Raw genomic sequence first — 15336 nt, forward strand, 5'->3', positions numbered from 1 at the left:
GCGGCGACCCGCGCCGATCGTCGTCCGGGTCGCGGCGGAGCGCGGCATGGCGAAGCACGCGCCGCTCCTGCGTCGGATCGCGCGCGAGAGCCTGCGCCACATGGGCGAGCACGGCACCGAGCTCTCGATCGCGCTCGTCGGCGACGAGGAGATGCACCGCCTGAACCGCGACTTCCGCGGCAAGGACCGCACGACCGACGTGCTCGCGTTCGCGCAGCGCGAGGGCGAGGGCGTGCAGGCGCCGCTCGATGGCGCGCCGGCGCTGCTCGGCGACGTCGTCATCTCGCTGCCGACCGCCGAGCGCCAGGCGGCCGAGCGCGGGCACGCGCTCGAGCGCGAGCTCACCGAGCTGCTGGTGCACGGGATCCTCCACCTGCTGGGCTACGACCACGAGCGCTCGCCGGCCGAGGCGCGGCGGATGTTCGGCAAGCAGCGCGAGCTGGTGCAGGCGGTCGGCGGCGCGAAGTAGCGGGCGTCGGCATTCCCGCGCCAAGCGGCCGAGGCAGCTTTGCGTCCGCTCGTGCCGCCCGCTGACAGCGGTTGGCGGTCGTGTGCGGGACGGCGCGACGCCGACGCGGAGCTGGTGTTGCCCGGCGCCGTGGAAGATGGTTGATTCGCGCCCTGCGCGACGCGCAGCGAAGGCGCTCCCCCGTCTCGTCATGGCCGTGCAGACGTCGCCGCGCATCCCGTACGTCGCAGCTCTCGATGGCATCCGCGGCGTGGCGCTGGTCGCGATGCTCGTCTACCACGCCGACAAGAGCGTGGTCGGCGGCGGCTACCTGAGCGTCTCGACCTTCTTCACGCTCTCCGGCTTTTTGATCACGACGCTGCTGCTGGTCGAGACGGCGTCGAGCGGCCGGATCGACCTGGTGCGCTTCTGGGCGCGGCGCCTGCGCAGGCTGATGCCCGCCGCTCTGCTCGGCATCGCGCTTGCCGCCTGCTTCACGCTGCTCGCGGGGACCACGGATCAGCTTTCCCGCTTCCGCTGGGACGGCCTCGGGGCGCTGTTCTACTTCGCGAACATCCGCTTCATGACGACGGGGCAGACCTACTGGGAGATCTTCACCCGCCCGTCGCCGCTCCAGCACTACTGGAGCTTGTCGATCGAAGAGCAGTTCTACGCCGTCTACCCGCTGCTCCTCGTCGCCATGATGGGGCTCGCGCGCCTGCCGCTGCGGAGCCTGCGGCTCGTGCTGGCCGTGCTCGCGTGCCTGTCGACGGCGATCATGATCGGGCTCGCCACGAGCGGCGTCGCGCCCTCGCGGCTCTACTACGGAACCGACACGCGCGCTGCGGAGTTTCTCGTCGGCGCCCTCCTGGCGACGCTGCTGGTCCGCGACGGACGCATCCAGCCGTGGCGCGGACGTGGCTACGTCGCGATCACGGTCGCGGCCATCGCCTACGTCATCGCGTGCGTGCTCCTGGTCCAGGAAGACTCGCCGTTCCTCTACCGCGGAGGCTTCGCGCTGTATGCGCTCTGCAACGCCGCGCTGCTCAACGCGGCGCTGCAGCCCGGCGTCGTGTCGTCGGTGCTCTCGTGGGAGCCCTTCCGGCGCCTCGGGGTGGTGTCGTACGGCGTCTACATCTACCACTGGCCGATCTACCTTTGGCTTGACGAGAGCCGCACCGGCTTGGGCGGGCTCGAGCTGTTCGCGCTCCGCATCGGCGTGACCTTCGCGATCGCGGTGGTGTCCTACGTCGCGCTCGAGAGACCGGTGCGCGAGCGCCGCTGGCCGACGGGCTGGGTGGCGCGTCTCGCGGCCCCGGTCGCGGTCGCCGCGGTGGCCGTGGTCGTCGTCACGACGACGGCCGGTGCGCCCGGCGCGCCCCCGGCGAAGCGCGCTGCACGGGCGAGCAAGATGCCCCCGCTCGGGCCGCCGTTTCCCGAAGGCCCGCTCCGCGTGCTGACGGTCGGCGATTCCATCGCCCACAACGTCGGGATCGGCTTCGCGCGGCAGGCGAAGTTCTACGGCCGACCGGTGACGGTCTGGAACCTCGCCGAGTACGGCTGCGGCATCGGACGCTGGCCGAAGCCCGGCCCGCGCCGATCGGAAGTCTGCACCGATTGGCCCCAGCGCTGGCGGGACGCGGTCGAGCGCTTCCGCCCGGATCTCGTGGTGATCCACTCGGGGCTCATGGATCTGCGCAATCGGGAGTTTCCCACCGGGACGCACGCGCCGGGCGACGAGGTGTTCGACTCCTGGCTGCTCGGCGAGTACCAGCTCGCGGTCGACGTCACCTCGGCGCTCGGCGCACGCATCGTGTGGCTCACGACGCCCTGCTTCGGCCGCACGCAGAACTCGCCGCTGATCGGCACGGGCGCCCGCGATCCGCGCCGCGTCAAGCATCTGAACGACGTCATCCTGCCGACGCTCGCTGCTGCCCGTCCGGACGAGGTGACGCTGCTCGATCTGTTCGCGCGCCTCTGTCCCGGCGGACGCTTCCTCGAGGTCGACCCGCGGCTGGGACAGGTGCGGATGGACTCGATCCACCTCACGGCCGCCGCCGCGACCGACGTCGCAAGCTGGATCCTGGCCGAGACCTTCCCGTCCGTGCAGATGGCGCAGGGGACGGAAGCCGCTCCCGTCGAAGCGTCCCGCGTCGAGCGCGCGGCGGCGAACTGAGCGTCGTCGTCGCACCTGCCAAGGCCGCTCGCCCGTCCGCGCTCCCACGCCGCGCAGAGCCGTCCCGGAGAGACGGTTGCGGCGGCGGCTCGCGCAACGCTACATCTCGAAGATGCTTCTCTCCGAAGGACGTGAACGCCTCGCCGACCTCGAGACGCGCGTAGACGCGCTCGGGAGGCATCTTTGACGTCGCTCGGCTGAGCGAGCGCGCAAAGGAGCTCGACGAGCTCGCCGCGCGCGACGATCTCTGGAACAACGCCGAGAAGGCGCAAGCCATCCTGCGCGAGCGCGCCTCGGTGCAGAACAAGCTCGGCAGCCTGCGCCGGCTCGAGGAGGGGCTCGAGGAGATCAAGGTCTACCTCGAGATGGCGGCCGAGGGCGAAGAGGAAGCGCTCGCCGAGGCGGCGACGCGCCTCGAGCAGGTCGAGAAGGAGACCTCCAAGCTCGAGTTCGCCCGCATGCTGAGCGGCGAGCACGACGCGGCGAACGCGATCGTCACCATCCACCCGGGCGCCGGCGGCACCGAGTCGCAGGACTGGGCGGAGATGCTGCTCCGCATGCTGCTGCGCTGGGCCGAGCGTCACGGCTACAAGACCGAGATCGTCGAGGTGACGCCCGGTGAGGGCGCGGGCATCAAGAGCGCGACCTTCACCGTCGAGGGCGAGTACGCGTACGGCTACCTGCGCGCGGAGAGCGGCGTGCACCGCCTGGTGCGCATCTCGCCGTTCGACGCGAACGCACGCCGTCAGACGTCGTTCGCTGCGATCCTCGTCACGCCCGAGATCGAGGAAGACATCGAGATCGAGATCCGCGACGAGGACCTGCGCATCGACACGTACCGCTCGTCCGGCGCCGGCGGCCAGCACGTCAACAAGACCGACTCCGCCGTGCGCATCACGCACCTTCCGACCGGCATCGTCGTCGCCTGCCAGAACGAGCGCTCGCAGCACAAGAACAAGGCGATGGCGATGAAGATCCTGCGCTCGCGCCTCTACGAGCTCGAGCTCGAGAAGCAGCGCGAGAAGAAGGAGCAGATCACCGGCCAGAAGCGCGAGATCAACTTCGGCAGCCAGATCCGCTCGTACGTCCTGCACCCCTACCGCATGGTCAAGGACCACCGCACCGGCGTCGAGGTCGGCAACACGGACGCGGTGCTCGACGGCGACCTCGATCAGTTCATCGAGGCCGAGCTGCTGCGTCAGGCGGGCGGTCGGGAGAACGGCGCCGCGGAAGCCGACAAGGCGGGCGCGCGCGCCTAGCTGCGGCGGATCGCGCCGGCGGTCGTCGCGACCGCCTCGGCGCGCGACGGTCGCAGCTGCGGTTGGCGGTTGCTCTCCCCGCGCGTCGCAGGGCGCCATCGCGCCGTCGCAGGCCGCCCGGTCGGGCGTCGTCAGCCGAGCGCCGCGGCGATCGCCTGCAGCGCTTCCTCGACGTCCGCGTCGGGGATGCTGAGCGGCGGCGCGAGGCGCACCACGCGATCGTGGTGCAGCGTCCAGCCGAGCAGCACGCCGCGCTCGCGACAGCCGGCGACGAAGCGCTGCGTCGCCGCGGGGTCGTCGAACTCGAGGCCGATCAGCAGGCCGAGCCCGCGCACCTCGCGCAAGCCGCCGCGTCCGATCAGGGCGCGCAGGCGCTCGAGCAGCTCCGCGCCGAGGCGCGCCGCGCGCTCGGGCAGGCGCTCGCGCGCCAGCACGTCGAGGCTCGCGAGCGCCGCCGCGCACGACACCGGGTTGCCGCCGAAGGTCGTCACGTGGCCGAGCGGCGGGTCGTGCGACAGCACGCGCATCAGCTCGGGCGACGCGATGAAGGCGCCGAGCGGCAGCCCGCCGCCGAGCGACTTCGCGAGCACGAGCACGTCCGGCACGGCGCCCGGCCAGTGCTCGAACGCGAACCAGCGTCCGGTGCGCCCGAGGCCGGTCACCACCTCGTCAAGCACGAGAAGGGCGCCGACCTCGCGGCAGCGCGCCGCGAGACGCGGCAGGAAGTCCGGGTCGGGGATCCGCACGCCGGCTTCTGCCTGCACGGGCTCGACGAAGACCGCGGCGACCCGGTCGTCGATGCGGGCGAGCGACGAGCTCGCGTTCCAGCGCAGGTGCTCGACGCCGGCGACCAGCGGACGGAACGGCTCGCGATAGACCGGGTTGCCGCCGAGCGCGAGCGCGCCCGTCGTGTCGCCGTGGAACGCGCCCTCGAAGGCGAGCACGCGCTCGCGCCGCGTCGCCTTGCGCGCGAGCTTGAGCGCGCCTTCGATCGCCTCGGCGCCGCTGTTCGTCAAGTATGTCACGCCGAGCGACTCGGGCAGGAGCGACGCGAGGCGCCGCGCGACCTCGACCTGCGGCTCGAGCACGTCCTCGCCGTAGACCATCACGTGCGTGTAGCGCTCGGCCTGGCGCGCGACGGCGCGCGCGACGTCCGGGTGCGCGTGCCCGATCGACGCGACGCCGATGCCGGCGAGCAGGTCGATGTACGAGCGGCCGTCGGCGGTGAAGACCCGCGCGCCGCGCGCGCGCACCACCTCGAGCCCGCGCGGCTCGTCGGAGGTCTGCGCGACGTAGCGCCGGAAGTCCGCGGCAAGCCGGCTTCGTGGCTGATCCGTCGTTGTACTGGACGCAGTCGGCTCGTCGCGGTCGTCGGCGCCCGGCTCCACGGTGCTCCAGTCGAGCAGCGCCGCGAGCGGCGGCTGCCCGCCGCCGTGCCAGTCGGCGGGCGGATCCTGCATGCGGTCGAGCGCGCAGATCCGCGCCGCGCCGAGCGCCCGGCACTCCTCCGCGATCTCGCTCGCGACCTCGTCCGACGCTTCGAGCCCGACGCACTCGAGCAGGCCGCGCAGCGGCATGAGCGCTTCGCGAAGCTCGCCGACGTCCTGGAACGGGTGCAGGCGCACGAAGCGGTCGAGCGGCGTCGGCCGCAGCTTCGCCGAGCGCTCGACGACGACGGCCCACGGCTCGAGCACTCCACCGTGCAGCTCGAGACCGCTGCCCGCCGCGGCCTCGGCCTCGGCGGCGTCGACCGCGCGGCGAAAGGCGGTCGCGGCCTCGAGCGCGAGCCGCCGCCGCGGCCACTCCTGCTCGATGGCCGCGAGCTCGCTCGCCAGCGCGTGACCGAGCGCGTGACGGTCGAGGCGCGCGTCGACCAGCACCGCCTGCGGCGACAAGCAGCCGCGCTGGTCGAGGAAGGCGACCTCGCGCGCGAGCGCGCGCGCGTGACGCTCGGGAAAGCCGGGCAGCGACTCGCCGGCCAGCACCGCGACGCTCACCCGCGGTCCGTACGCGACGACGCGCTCGCCGACCCGCGCGCGCACCGCGGAGACGGTCTCGGCGCTGCCGTAGACCACGACGCGGCTCGCCGCCGCGAAGAGCTGATCCTCGACGGCCGCCGTGCCGCCGGGCCAGGTGTGCGCCTCGCACGCGGCGCCGAGCCGCGGATCGACCTCCGCGATCGAGCGCGCGAGCAGCGGCGCGAAGGTCGGCTCGCCGCGCGCCGACTTGACGACGATCGCCGAGCGCAGCCCGAGCGCGCGGAAGACGGGTGCGATCGCGAGCCCCGGGGTGTTCTGCGCGAGCAGCGTGACGACGAGGCTCGGCTCGGTCGCGACCCGACGCGCGCCACGCCGCGTGCGTCGCTCCGCCGGCACGCCGCGCGGCAGCACCTCGACGCCGGCGAGCGCCTCGTCGAACAGGCGATGGAGGTGCGGCGCGCTCCACGCGGCGAAGGTCCGGCGCAGGCAGGTCTCGACCATCGCCGGCGCGTAGCCGGTCGCGCTCGCGATCTCGCGCGCCGCGGCTTCGCGTCGCGGCGCGTCCTCGAGCCACAGCGCGGCGACGCGACCGAGCGCGTCGAGCACGTCTTCGCGATCGCGCCGTGCGAGCTCGCGCTGCGCCGCCTGCAAGCGCTCGAGCATCGCGGCGACCCCGGCCGCGGTGAGGTCCGCGCCAACCCGCGCTTGCTTCACGGCGCCGCCGCGAGCAGGTCGGCGAGCGCCAGCGCGCAGCCGCGCGGCTCCGCCCCGGGCGCCCGCCCGAGCAGACGGAAGCGCCCGTCGGCCTCCATGACCCCGACGTCCTCGGTCTGCACCGCGAGCACGGACCCCGCGTTCGCGAGGTCGAAGTGGCAGAGCAGGCCGGGCTCGCCGTCGGGAACCGGCGCGAGCGTCGCCGGATCCACCGCGACCGTCCGCGTCCACGCGGGGCCGAGCTTGCGGCGCGGACGGTTCTCACCGGCGAAGCGCGCGGCGAGCACGTCGTCGTAGAACTGCGAGCAGAGCTCGGTCATGCCGTACTCGTTGACGCAGTAGTACCCGGGCACGCCGACGACGTTCCAGCAGGCGGCGAGAAAGCCCGCGTCGGACAGCGTACGGCCGCCCTTGCTGCCGCCGGTGTCGACGACGCGCGAGCCCGCCGGCAGCTCGAGCACGCGCTCCTCGCGCGCGCACCATTCGAACAGGCTCGTGAACACGACGCGGACGCCGATCAGGCAGAGCGGGCGGCCGTCCGCGGCGAGCTGCTCGATCCGATCCGCGGCGCGCGCGGGATCGAAGCCGTGCTCGTCGACCAGGTACTCGCCGTCGCCGCCCGCGACGTCCTCGCGCAGCCACTCGACCATCTGGGTGAGCGACGAGTCGGGAAGCAGCTCGGGCGAGCCGAGCAGGCCGACCATGCGCGGGCATGCCCCGTCGGGCAGCACCATGCGGCGGAAGTGGACGAGCGCGCCCGTGCGGTAGAGGTCGAGGCGCGGCACCGGGTGTCGGCCGCGCTGCTCCTTGCCGCGGGTCGTGCCGCTGGTGAGGAAGACCTTCTCGGGCGGCGCGCAGGCGAGATCGAGCGTCTTGAACGCCGCCGTCGGCACCGCGGGGATGTCGCGCCAGCCCGCGACGGTGTCGGGCGTGCGCCGGCGCCGGTCGCAGAACGCGCGGTAGGCGGGATTCGCCTCGTACTGGAAGGCGAACGCCGCCCGCGCGAGCGCATCGAAGCGCGCCTCGGCGTCGGCTCCCCGCTCGCCGGGCTCCGGGTCGCTCGCCATCCAGGCGAGGACGTCGTGCGCGATGTCGTCGAGCGCGGGCAACGACGGGATCTTAGTCAGCGCCCCGCGCGGTCGCACCCCGCGCCGGCCGCTGCGGACGACGCGCGTCGCGGCGCCTCAGGTGAGGTACGGGACGAAGTTCTTCAGCGCGTGCAGCAGCGCCTCGAGGTCCGGGTAGTCCTCGAGCTCGCGGTAGAGAAACGCGTACTGGCTGCGCGCGCGCTCCCGATCCTGCTCGGCGCGCGCCACGCCGAGGGTCGCTTCGAGCTCCTTCAGCATGGGCTGCGTCTGGAGCTTGACGTCGACCGGGATGTCGTCCGAGGTCGCGATCAGCAGGCGGATGCGCTGGATGAGACGTTCGACGTAGTACTCGTCCGAGCGCTCCGGCAAGGTCAGCTCCCGTTCCCGTCCGCCTTCTTCTGCTCGGCGAGCTGACGCTTCCAGTCGAGGATCTTGGCCTTGGCCGCCGCCTCCTCGGCTTCCTTGATCATCCCCTTGCGCTGGTAGAAGGTCGACAGGCTGGTGAAGGCCAGGATGTCGTCCGGCACCAGCTCGCAGAGCCGCTTGCCGACCTCGATCGCCTCGTCGAGCTCCTCGAGCTCGGCGTGCGCCATCGCCAGCGCGTGCACCGCGTCGGCGTAGGTCGGATCGATCTCGAGCGCGGCGCGGTACTTCTCGATCGCGTCGCGGTAGCGGCCTTCGAAGGCGAGGTCGAGCCCCTCGTCGTAGAGCTCTTCCTTGGACGGCATGCTCGGACGTTATGCAGGCGCTTGCCGAGAGGCAAGGGCGCCGTGCGACGTCACGGCGTCGCGGTGTCGCGCTCGCGCAGCGCCTGGAGCTCCTTCTGCACCGCGTCGAAGCGCGTCTGCGTCACCTGCAGGACCTTCTGGCAGTCCTCGCGCTCGTTCTTGATGCGGTTCAGGTCCTCGTCGAGCTTCGCGACGCGCGCTGCGAGCGCCGGCTGACCCTGCTCGCCGGCTCCGTACATCTGGTAGCCGAGGAACCAGCCCGCGCCGAAGAGGAGCAGGGCGACGACGAAGCGCTGGGTGTAGACCCAGGCGGCTTCCTTGACCTGGTCTGCTGCGGACTTTTCTGGCTGCATCGCTTGTTCGCTCCCGTGGCTGATCGACGCCGCACCCCGGCATCGCGCCGGGCGAGCTGGCTCGCCGTGTTCGATTTTGCGCTGCCTTCGTAGCCCGGCTCGCGGGGGAAATCACGCCGCGCTGCGGCGCCACTCGGCTCGGTTCGAGCGGTGGCTACCAGATCAGTCCGAGCGCAGGTACCGCGCGACCAGGTGCGACGCCTCGCGCAGCGCTCGCTCGCGGCTGCGGAAGGCGCGCTCGGCGATCCACTCGCCGTTGCGCCAGGCGTCGAGCGACGAGTCGCCACCGAGGTTCAGCTCGACGATGCGGTCGCCGAACGGCTTGCCGGTGAAGATCGCGCGCACCGACGTGCCGGCGTCGACCAGCACCGCGCGCGCGCCGCGCGGCAGGCGGATCATGCGTCGCACGCGCTCGAGGTACTCCTCCGGCGAGCGCTGCGAGTTCATCGCGAGGTAGGCCCAGCCGTCCTCGGGCGGGTTGGCCTCGCGGAGCAGGTTGAGATTGAAGTCCGTGAGCCGCGCCCGGGCGCGGTCCTGATCGAAGTCGCGGCCGACGCCGAACAGGCGCTCGCCGACGATCGGCGGCGGGACGCGCTGGCTGGTCGGGGTCGGGCTACGACGCTTGCCGCTGGTACCGGTGTCGACCCACCAGCGATTCTCGACGGTCGGCTTGGCGCCGTCCTGCGCGCCACCGGCCGTGCCCGTCGACGGGTGATCGCGCGTTTCGGCCACTTATGCCGACGACCGCTTGCGCGTGGCTCGCGTCGCGGTGCGGGTCTTGCGCGTGGCGCGCGCCGGACGGCGCTTGCCGTCGCGCCGCGCCGCGACCGCGGCCAGGCCGACGCGGTCGACGCCATCCGCGACCGGCGGAACCAGCCGCAGGTTGGAGGTGCCGAGCCCGCGCACCATGCGCGCCGCGAAGGTGTCCGCCTTCCGCTCCGCGTCGGCCCACAAGATGTAGTGCCCCATCTCGTGGTAGAACGTGTTGATCCAGCGACGCTCGGAGTTGTACTTGCGGCCGCGCTTCCAGTTCTCCGGGTGCACCAGGTGGATCTCGCCGTTCTCGTAGGTGCGCCCCGCCGTCTTGCCCCAGTCGAGGTACTCGAACCAGGTGATGCGCGGGGTCGGCAGACGGTAGAAGCGGCAGAGCATCACCAGGGCGCGACGGAACAGCGGCTCGCGATGCAGGTGGAAGAAGGCCGACAACAGCCGGTCGATCTGCCGCCGCTCGCGGACCGAAGGAAGGATCATTCGCATCGCTTGGAAACCCTGGGTGGGAGGTGCATGGGCGACGTTAGAGACGCCCGCCCTGCAAGTCAATTCAAGGTCTCCCGCGGGAGCCAAGTGTGCGATTTGACTATGGAATCGGTCCGTCGTCAGGGCGAATGTAGGGCGAAGCCGTGGTCGCGAACGGGGCGTTCCCCGCAGGTTCCTTGCGGGGCTCCGCAGCACCTGGGCGGACCCGTGCCACCACCCAGGTCCCGAACTCCGCGATGCGCTTGAGGTGCGCGGGCGACGGCTGCTCCTCGGCGCGCGCGCGCATCGTGCGGAAGTCGTCGCGCGGCACGATCACGTAGTCGAGCTCCGCGAGCGCGGGATCGCCCGAGAGCGGCTCGATCGCGCGGTTGCCGTAGAAGGTGAAGCGGTGCGCGGCGCGCGGGCTCGCGGCGACGCGGCGGTCGGGCGCGATCACGCGGCCGACGAAGCGTCCCGCCTCGCGGATCGCCCAGCGGTCGATCGCCTGCGCTTCCGACGTCGCCGGCGTCGCGCGCCACAGCGCGAGCGCGATCCCCGCGGTCGCCGCGACCGCCGGCCACGACCAGCGGCGCGACGCGTGCTCCCAGCCGAGCAGCGCGACCGCCGACAGCAGGAAGAGCACGGCGACGTCGGCGCTCGCCGCAGCACCGGTCGCGGCCCAGGTCGCGCCGGCGAAGGCGAGCCACAGGAAGAGGAAGCGGAACGGCATGCTGCGCAGCCACTCGAGGCGCAGCGTGAAGAGCCCGAGGAGCACCATCGGCGCGAGCGGCAACAGGTCGCGCGCGACCCTGCGCCGCTCGAGGAGCCCTTCGTCGAGGAAGGCGAGCGTGCCATTGCTCGGCAAGAGCGTCGCGCTGCTCGATGCGAGCAGCCAGCCGCCGACCAGCGCGACCGCGGCGCCGAGCACCGTCGTGCCGAGGACGACGCTCGCGCTGCGCGCGTTCAATCCCTGGTGGACCCGCAGCCAGACGAGCGCCAGCACCGGCAGCCAGAGGCCATCGACGCCGCCGAGCGCGATCGCGACGCCGCTCGCGCCGCCGGCGAACACGGCGGCGATGCGCGCCTCCGGCATGCCGCGGATCGCGAGCAGGGCCGACAGCATCGCGAGCAGGAAGAACGGCTCGACGCTGAGCTCGGCGCCGAGCAAGCTGCGGCCGCTCGGCAGCGCGAGCAGCAAGCTCGCGGCGAGCACGCCGACGCGCGGCGCGAAGAGCCGCGTCCCGAGCCGCACCGCGACGCCGACCGCGAGCGCGCCCGCGAACATGCCGGCGAGGCGCAGCTGCAGCTCGCGATTGCCCGCGAGGCGCGGCATGCGCGTCACCGCCGCCATCGCCGGCGCCGTCCACTCGCCGGACGCACGCGGCGCCGCGGCCTCGCCGGCGCGCGGCCGGCGCAGGTCGACCGCGAGCGCCGCTTCGCGCTCGGCGAGCGGATGCCGCGCGGACTCGAGCCGCGGCAGGACGACGATCGCGATCAACGGCAGCAGGAGCGTCGCGAGCGTCAGGCGAAGTCGCGCGCGGTGCCGTGGACGGACGGGGCGGAGGCGGTAGCGCACCGGAGTCGCTAGAGGGTGATCACCAGCCCTGGAGGAAGCGGTCGACGAGCAACGCCTTCTGCACCTTTTGCGTCGAGGCGGTCCGCGGTAGCTCGTCGACGAAGCGCACCCAGCGCGGCTTCTTGAAGCCGGCGAGCCGCTCGCGGACGAACTCGATCACGTCGCGCTCCTCGAGCGCGACGCCCGCACGTGGCACGACGACGGCGAGCACCGATTCGCCCCAGTCCGGGTCGGGCACGCCGACCACGGAGCACTCGGCGATGCCCTCGTGACGCAGCAGCACCGCCTCGACCTCGGCGGGGTACACGTTCTCGCCACCCGTCTTGATCATCTCCTTCAGCCGGCCGACGACCCAGAGGAAGCCGTCGTCGTCCCACATGCCCTGATCGCCGGTGTGCAGCCAGCCGCCGGCGAACGCCTCGGCCGTGGCCTCGGGCATGCGCCAGTAGCCGAGCATGGTGAAGTCGCTCTTGACGACGATCTCGCCCGGGACGCCGGGCGGCACGTCGCGACCGTCGGCGTCGATCACGCGGACGTCGACGTCGTTGACCGGCGTGCCGACCGAGCCCGCCTTGCGCAGCAGGTCGCGCGGTCGCAGCGCGGTCACCGGACCGGCCTCGGTCTGACCGTACAACACCACCATCGAATCGACGCCGAAGGCCCGCAGGATGCGCTCGATCTGCTCGGGTGGCATGTAGGCCGTCCCGCCGCCGAGCAGACGCAGCGACGACAGGTCGAAGCTTTCGAAATCCGGAAGGGCGAGCATCGCGTTGTACAGCGTCGGCACGGCGTAGAGGTAGGAAACCCGCTCGCGCGCGACGGCCGCCAGCATGGCACGCGGGTCGGCCTTGCGCATGATCACCACGCTGCCGCCGATCGCCCAGGTGCCGAGCGGCGTCGCCCACCCGCCCATGTGGAACATCGGGAACATGCTGAGGACGACGTCGCCGTCGGTGAGGCCGGTCATCGACTGGGTGAGGCCGGCCTGCAGGAAGTAGCTGCGCTGCGAGAGCAGGGCGCCCTTGGGAACGCCGGTCGTGCCGCTGGTGAACAGCATGACGTGCGGGTCGCGCTCGTCGGGCGAGTCTGCGGGCGCGGGCTCGCTCGTCGGGGCTTCCGCGAGCAGCGGCGCGAGGCGCGCGAACGGCGCGTGTCTCGCGTCCGGGCGTGCGTCGTCGATCAGCAGCACGTCCTCGACGTGTGGCAGGCGACCTGCGCGGCGCAGCGCCGCGACCTCGTCCGCGAAGTCGGCGCCAACGAGCGCGACGCGCGGCTCCGCGAGCTCGATTGCCTGGCGGATCTCGTCCGGCTTGCTGCGCGTGTTGAGCGGCACGACGATCGCCCCGAGCTTGCAGCACGCGAAGTACGTCCACGGGTACTCGACGCAGTTGTGCGCGAGGATCGCGACGCGGTCGCCGCGTCGCACGCCACGTGCGGCGAGCACGTGCGCGAGACGGTTCGTGCCCTCGTCGAGCTCGGCGTAGGTGACGCGCTCCGTGCGCCCGTCGGCGTGATCGAGGACGTACGCCAGGCGCCGTCCTCGGTAGCGTGCGTGGCGACGAACGATCTCGCCGAGCAGCAGCACGCTACGTTCTCGCCACCGCGTCGTGCTCGAGTCAAACATGCAACCGCGGCGCGTTGACCTCCCCGGCGAGCGCTGTTAGCCGACGCGAAACGACGTCAACCTAAGCGAAAGGAAGCTCATGCTGCTTCAAGGCAAGGTCGCAGTCGTCACCGGATCCGGACGTGGTATCGGCCGCGGCATCGCGCTCGCGCTCGCGCGCGAGGGGGCTGCCGTCGTGGTGAACGACGTCGGCGCGTCGCTCGACGGACGCGGCTCCGACCAGGATCCCGCGGCGCAGGTGTGCCGCGAGATCGAGGGCTTCGGCGGCAGGGCGGTGCCGAACTACGATTCGGTGTCGGACTACAAGGCCGCCAAGAACATCATCCAGACCGCGCTCGACACCTTCGGTCGCATCGACATCCTGGTGAACAACGCCGGCATCGTCCGTGACCGCTCGATCATGAAGATGACCGAGGAGGACTTCGACGCGGTCATCGCGGTCCATCTCAAGGGCAGCTTCAACTGCGGGAGCCACGCGATCCCGCACATGCGCGAGCAGGGCTTCGGGCGCATCATCAACATCACCTCGAGCGCCGGGCTGCGCGGCAACTTCGGCCAGACCAACTACTCGGCGGCGAAGGCGGCGCTGATGGGCATCACCTTCACCTGGTCGATCGAGCTCGCGAAGTACGGGATCACCGTCAACGCGCTCGCGCCGTCGGGGATGACGCGCATGGTGAGCAGCATGCCGGGCATGGAGAGCCGTCCGGTGTCGCCGGAGATGAACCCGGATCTGAACGGTCCGCTGGTCGCCTTCCTCGCCTCGGACCGCGCGGCGCACGTCAACGGCCAGATCTTCGGGCGTCGCGGCTACGCCTTCACGATCTTCCAGACGCCGCGCCCGATCGCGTCGATGTACAAGGAGGGCGGCTTCACCGCGCAGGAGATCGCCGACCAGTTCGACGCCTCGCTCGGCGAGCACCTGCAGCAGATCGGCATCCCGCAGACGCGGCGGGACACGTCGGGGGGAGCGGGCGCGAAGAAGTGAGCGCTCCGCGCGTGTGAGCGCTGCGTGCGCTGCGAGGAGGGACGCGGCGCACGCGGCGCGCGCGCGAACCGTCGGCGCGCGAACCTCCGGCGCGCGCCGAGAACGCGACTCGGTCTCGAGCCGAGAGCGCTACTCCGTCTCGAGCTCGAAGCCGATGCTCGCGACCATCTGCTGCGCTTCGGCCACGGCCTGACCCGGCGTCGTCAGGTAGCCGTTCACGAAGATCGAGTTCGCCGGGTAGAGCGCCAGCGCCTGCCAGTCGCCGAGCGTGTGCTCGCGTCCGCCCGCGGCGCGGATGTCGGCCTCGGGGTTCAGGAAGCGCATCAGGCAGAGCGCGCGCAGCGCCCGCGTCGGGCTGGTCTTCGGACGGCCGCCGAGCGGCGTGCCGTCGATCGCGTGCAGGAAGTTGACCGGCAGCGAGTCGACTTGCAGCTCGCGCAGCGCGAAGCCGAGGTCGATCACGTCCTCGTCATCCTCGCCCATCCCGATGATGCCGCCGCAGCAGGTGTTGAGGCCCGCACGCTTCGCGGCGCGCACGGTCGAGACGCGGTCGGCGTAGGTGTGCGTCGTGCAGATCTTCGGGTAGAAGCGCTCGCTGGTGTTCAGGTTGTGGTTGACCCAGCCGACGCCCGCCTCCGCGAGACGCTGCGCCTGCGAGTCGTCCATCAAGCCGAGCGACACGCAGATCTCGAGCTCCGGGTAGCGACGCTTGATCTCGCGCGTCGCGGCGCAGAGCTGCTGGATGTCGCGCTCGCTCGGACCGCGGCCGCTCGTCACCATGCAGTAGCGGCGCGCGCCGCGCGCGACCGCGGCCTCGGCGCCGCGCAGCAGCTCGTCCTGCGGCAGCAGGCGGTAGGTGTCGATGTCCGCCGCCGACACCTTGGATTGCGAGCAGTAGCTGCAGTCCTCGGGGCAGAGGCCGGAGCGCGCGTTCTGCAGCACGCAGAGCTTCACCCGCCGTCCCCAGTAGCGCTCGCGCACGACGAAGGCGGCGCGCAGCAGATCGGCCAGCAGCTCGTCCGGGGTGGCGAGGACGGCGCGCGCCTGCTCCCGGCTCAGCGCCTCGCCGCGCAGCGCGCGCTCGGCGAGCTCGGTGAACGGGGACGCCGCCTGCCCGGCGTCGTTGCTGCTGACGATCGACATGGCCGGACGCTGTACCAGAGCGGC

Annotated in this window: 14 protein-coding genes; 4 read left to right on the forward strand and 10 right to left on the reverse strand. The window is 72.2% G+C overall.

Going from position 1 to position 15336, the window contains the following annotated elements; genetic code table 11:
• The first annotated feature begins 46 nt into the window (after positions 1-46).
• The 3 genes from ybeY (at position 47) to prfB (ending at position 3883) form a co-directional block, all read left to right on the forward strand.
• On the forward strand, positions 47-469 hold the full coding sequence (gene ybeY, locus VIS07_22190) for an rRNA maturation RNase YbeY (GenBank protein HEY8518231.1): 423 nt from the start codon (positions 47-49) through the stop codon (positions 467-469).
• Positions 470-659: 190 nt separating this feature from the next.
• On the forward strand, positions 660-2624 hold the full coding sequence (locus tag VIS07_22195; protein HEY8518232.1) for an acyltransferase family protein: 1965 nt from the start codon (positions 660-662) through the stop codon (positions 2622-2624).
• Between the two features lie 112 nt (positions 2625-2736).
• Positions 2737-3883, forward strand: a protein-coding gene (gene prfB, locus VIS07_22200; protein HEY8518233.1) for a peptide chain release factor 2 whose coding sequence is annotated in 2 segments (ribosomal slippage) — positions 2737-2796 and positions 2798-3883 — 1146 coding nt in all. Because the reading frame shifts where the segments join, the coding sequence is not laid out codon by codon here.
• Positions 3884-4014: 131 nt separating this feature from the next.
• Here prfB and VIS07_22205 read toward each other — a convergent pair.
• The 9 genes from VIS07_22205 to VIS07_22245 all read right to left on the reverse strand — a co-directional run bounded on the left by VIS07_22205 (position 4015) and on the right by VIS07_22245 (position 13142).
• Positions 4015-6576 carry an aminotransferase class III-fold pyridoxal phosphate-dependent enzyme gene (locus VIS07_22205; GenBank protein ID HEY8518234.1) on the reverse strand — a complete coding sequence of 854 codons (2562 nt, stop codon included), beginning with the start codon at positions 6574-6576 and terminating at the stop codon, positions 4015-4017.
• Positions 6573-7685, reverse strand: a complete 1113-nt coding sequence (locus VIS07_22210) for a long-chain fatty acid--CoA ligase (protein HEY8518235.1) — start codon at positions 7683-7685, stop codon at positions 6573-6575. The genes VIS07_22205 and VIS07_22210 overlap by 4 nt, the downstream gene beginning before the upstream one ends.
• A gap of 75 nt (positions 7686-7760) precedes the next feature.
• Positions 7761-8033, reverse strand: coding sequence for a hypothetical protein (locus VIS07_22215; GenBank protein HEY8518236.1), 273 nt, complete (start codon positions 8031-8033; stop codon positions 7761-7763).
• A gap of 2 nt (positions 8034-8035) precedes the next feature.
• On the reverse strand, positions 8036-8392 hold the full coding sequence (locus VIS07_22220; protein ID HEY8518237.1) for a tetratricopeptide repeat protein: 357 nt from the start codon (positions 8390-8392) through the stop codon (positions 8036-8038).
• A gap of 50 nt (positions 8393-8442) precedes the next feature.
• A complete protein-coding gene (locus VIS07_22225) occupies positions 8443-8745 on the reverse strand; it encodes a hypothetical protein (GenBank protein HEY8518238.1) in 303 nt (100 codons plus the stop codon).
• Positions 8746-8907: 162 nt separating this feature from the next.
• The gene (locus tag VIS07_22230) at positions 8908-9477 is read right to left on the reverse strand and encodes a hypothetical protein (GenBank protein HEY8518239.1); all 570 of its coding nucleotides are present in this window, start codon (positions 9475-9477) and stop codon (positions 8908-8910) included.
• The gene (locus tag VIS07_22235; protein HEY8518240.1) at positions 9478-9996 is read right to left on the reverse strand and encodes a hypothetical protein; all 519 of its coding nucleotides are present in this window, start codon (positions 9994-9996) and stop codon (positions 9478-9480) included.
• 106 nt (positions 9997-10102) lie between these two features.
• The gene (locus VIS07_22240) at positions 10103-11479 is read right to left on the reverse strand and encodes a hypothetical protein (protein ID HEY8518241.1); all 1377 of its coding nucleotides are present in this window, start codon (positions 11477-11479) and stop codon (positions 10103-10105) included.
• A gap of 97 nt (positions 11480-11576) precedes the next feature.
• Positions 11577-13142, reverse strand: coding sequence for an AMP-binding protein (locus VIS07_22245; GenBank protein HEY8518242.1), 1566 nt, complete (start codon positions 13140-13142; stop codon positions 11577-11579).
• A gap of 118 nt (positions 13143-13260) precedes the next feature.
• Here VIS07_22245 and VIS07_22250 point away from each other — a divergent pair, with 118 nt between their 5' ends.
• Entirely contained in the window at positions 13261-14169 is a 909-nt protein-coding gene (locus tag VIS07_22250; GenBank protein ID HEY8518243.1) for an SDR family NAD(P)-dependent oxidoreductase, read from the forward strand.
• A gap of 129 nt (positions 14170-14298) precedes the next feature.
• Here the strand turns inward: VIS07_22250 and bioB are convergent, their stop codons facing one another.
• Positions 14299-15312 carry a biotin synthase BioB gene (bioB, locus tag VIS07_22255; GenBank protein ID HEY8518244.1) on the reverse strand — a complete coding sequence of 338 codons (1014 nt, stop codon included), beginning with the start codon at positions 15310-15312 and terminating at the stop codon, positions 14299-14301.
• Positions 15313-15336 lie beyond the last annotated feature (24 nt).

The sequence above is a fragment of the Candidatus Binatia bacterium genome, assembly GCA_036563615.1.
In the GTDB taxonomy this organism is placed as follows: domain Bacteria; phylum Desulfobacterota; class Binatia; order UBA12015; family UBA12015; genus DATCMB01.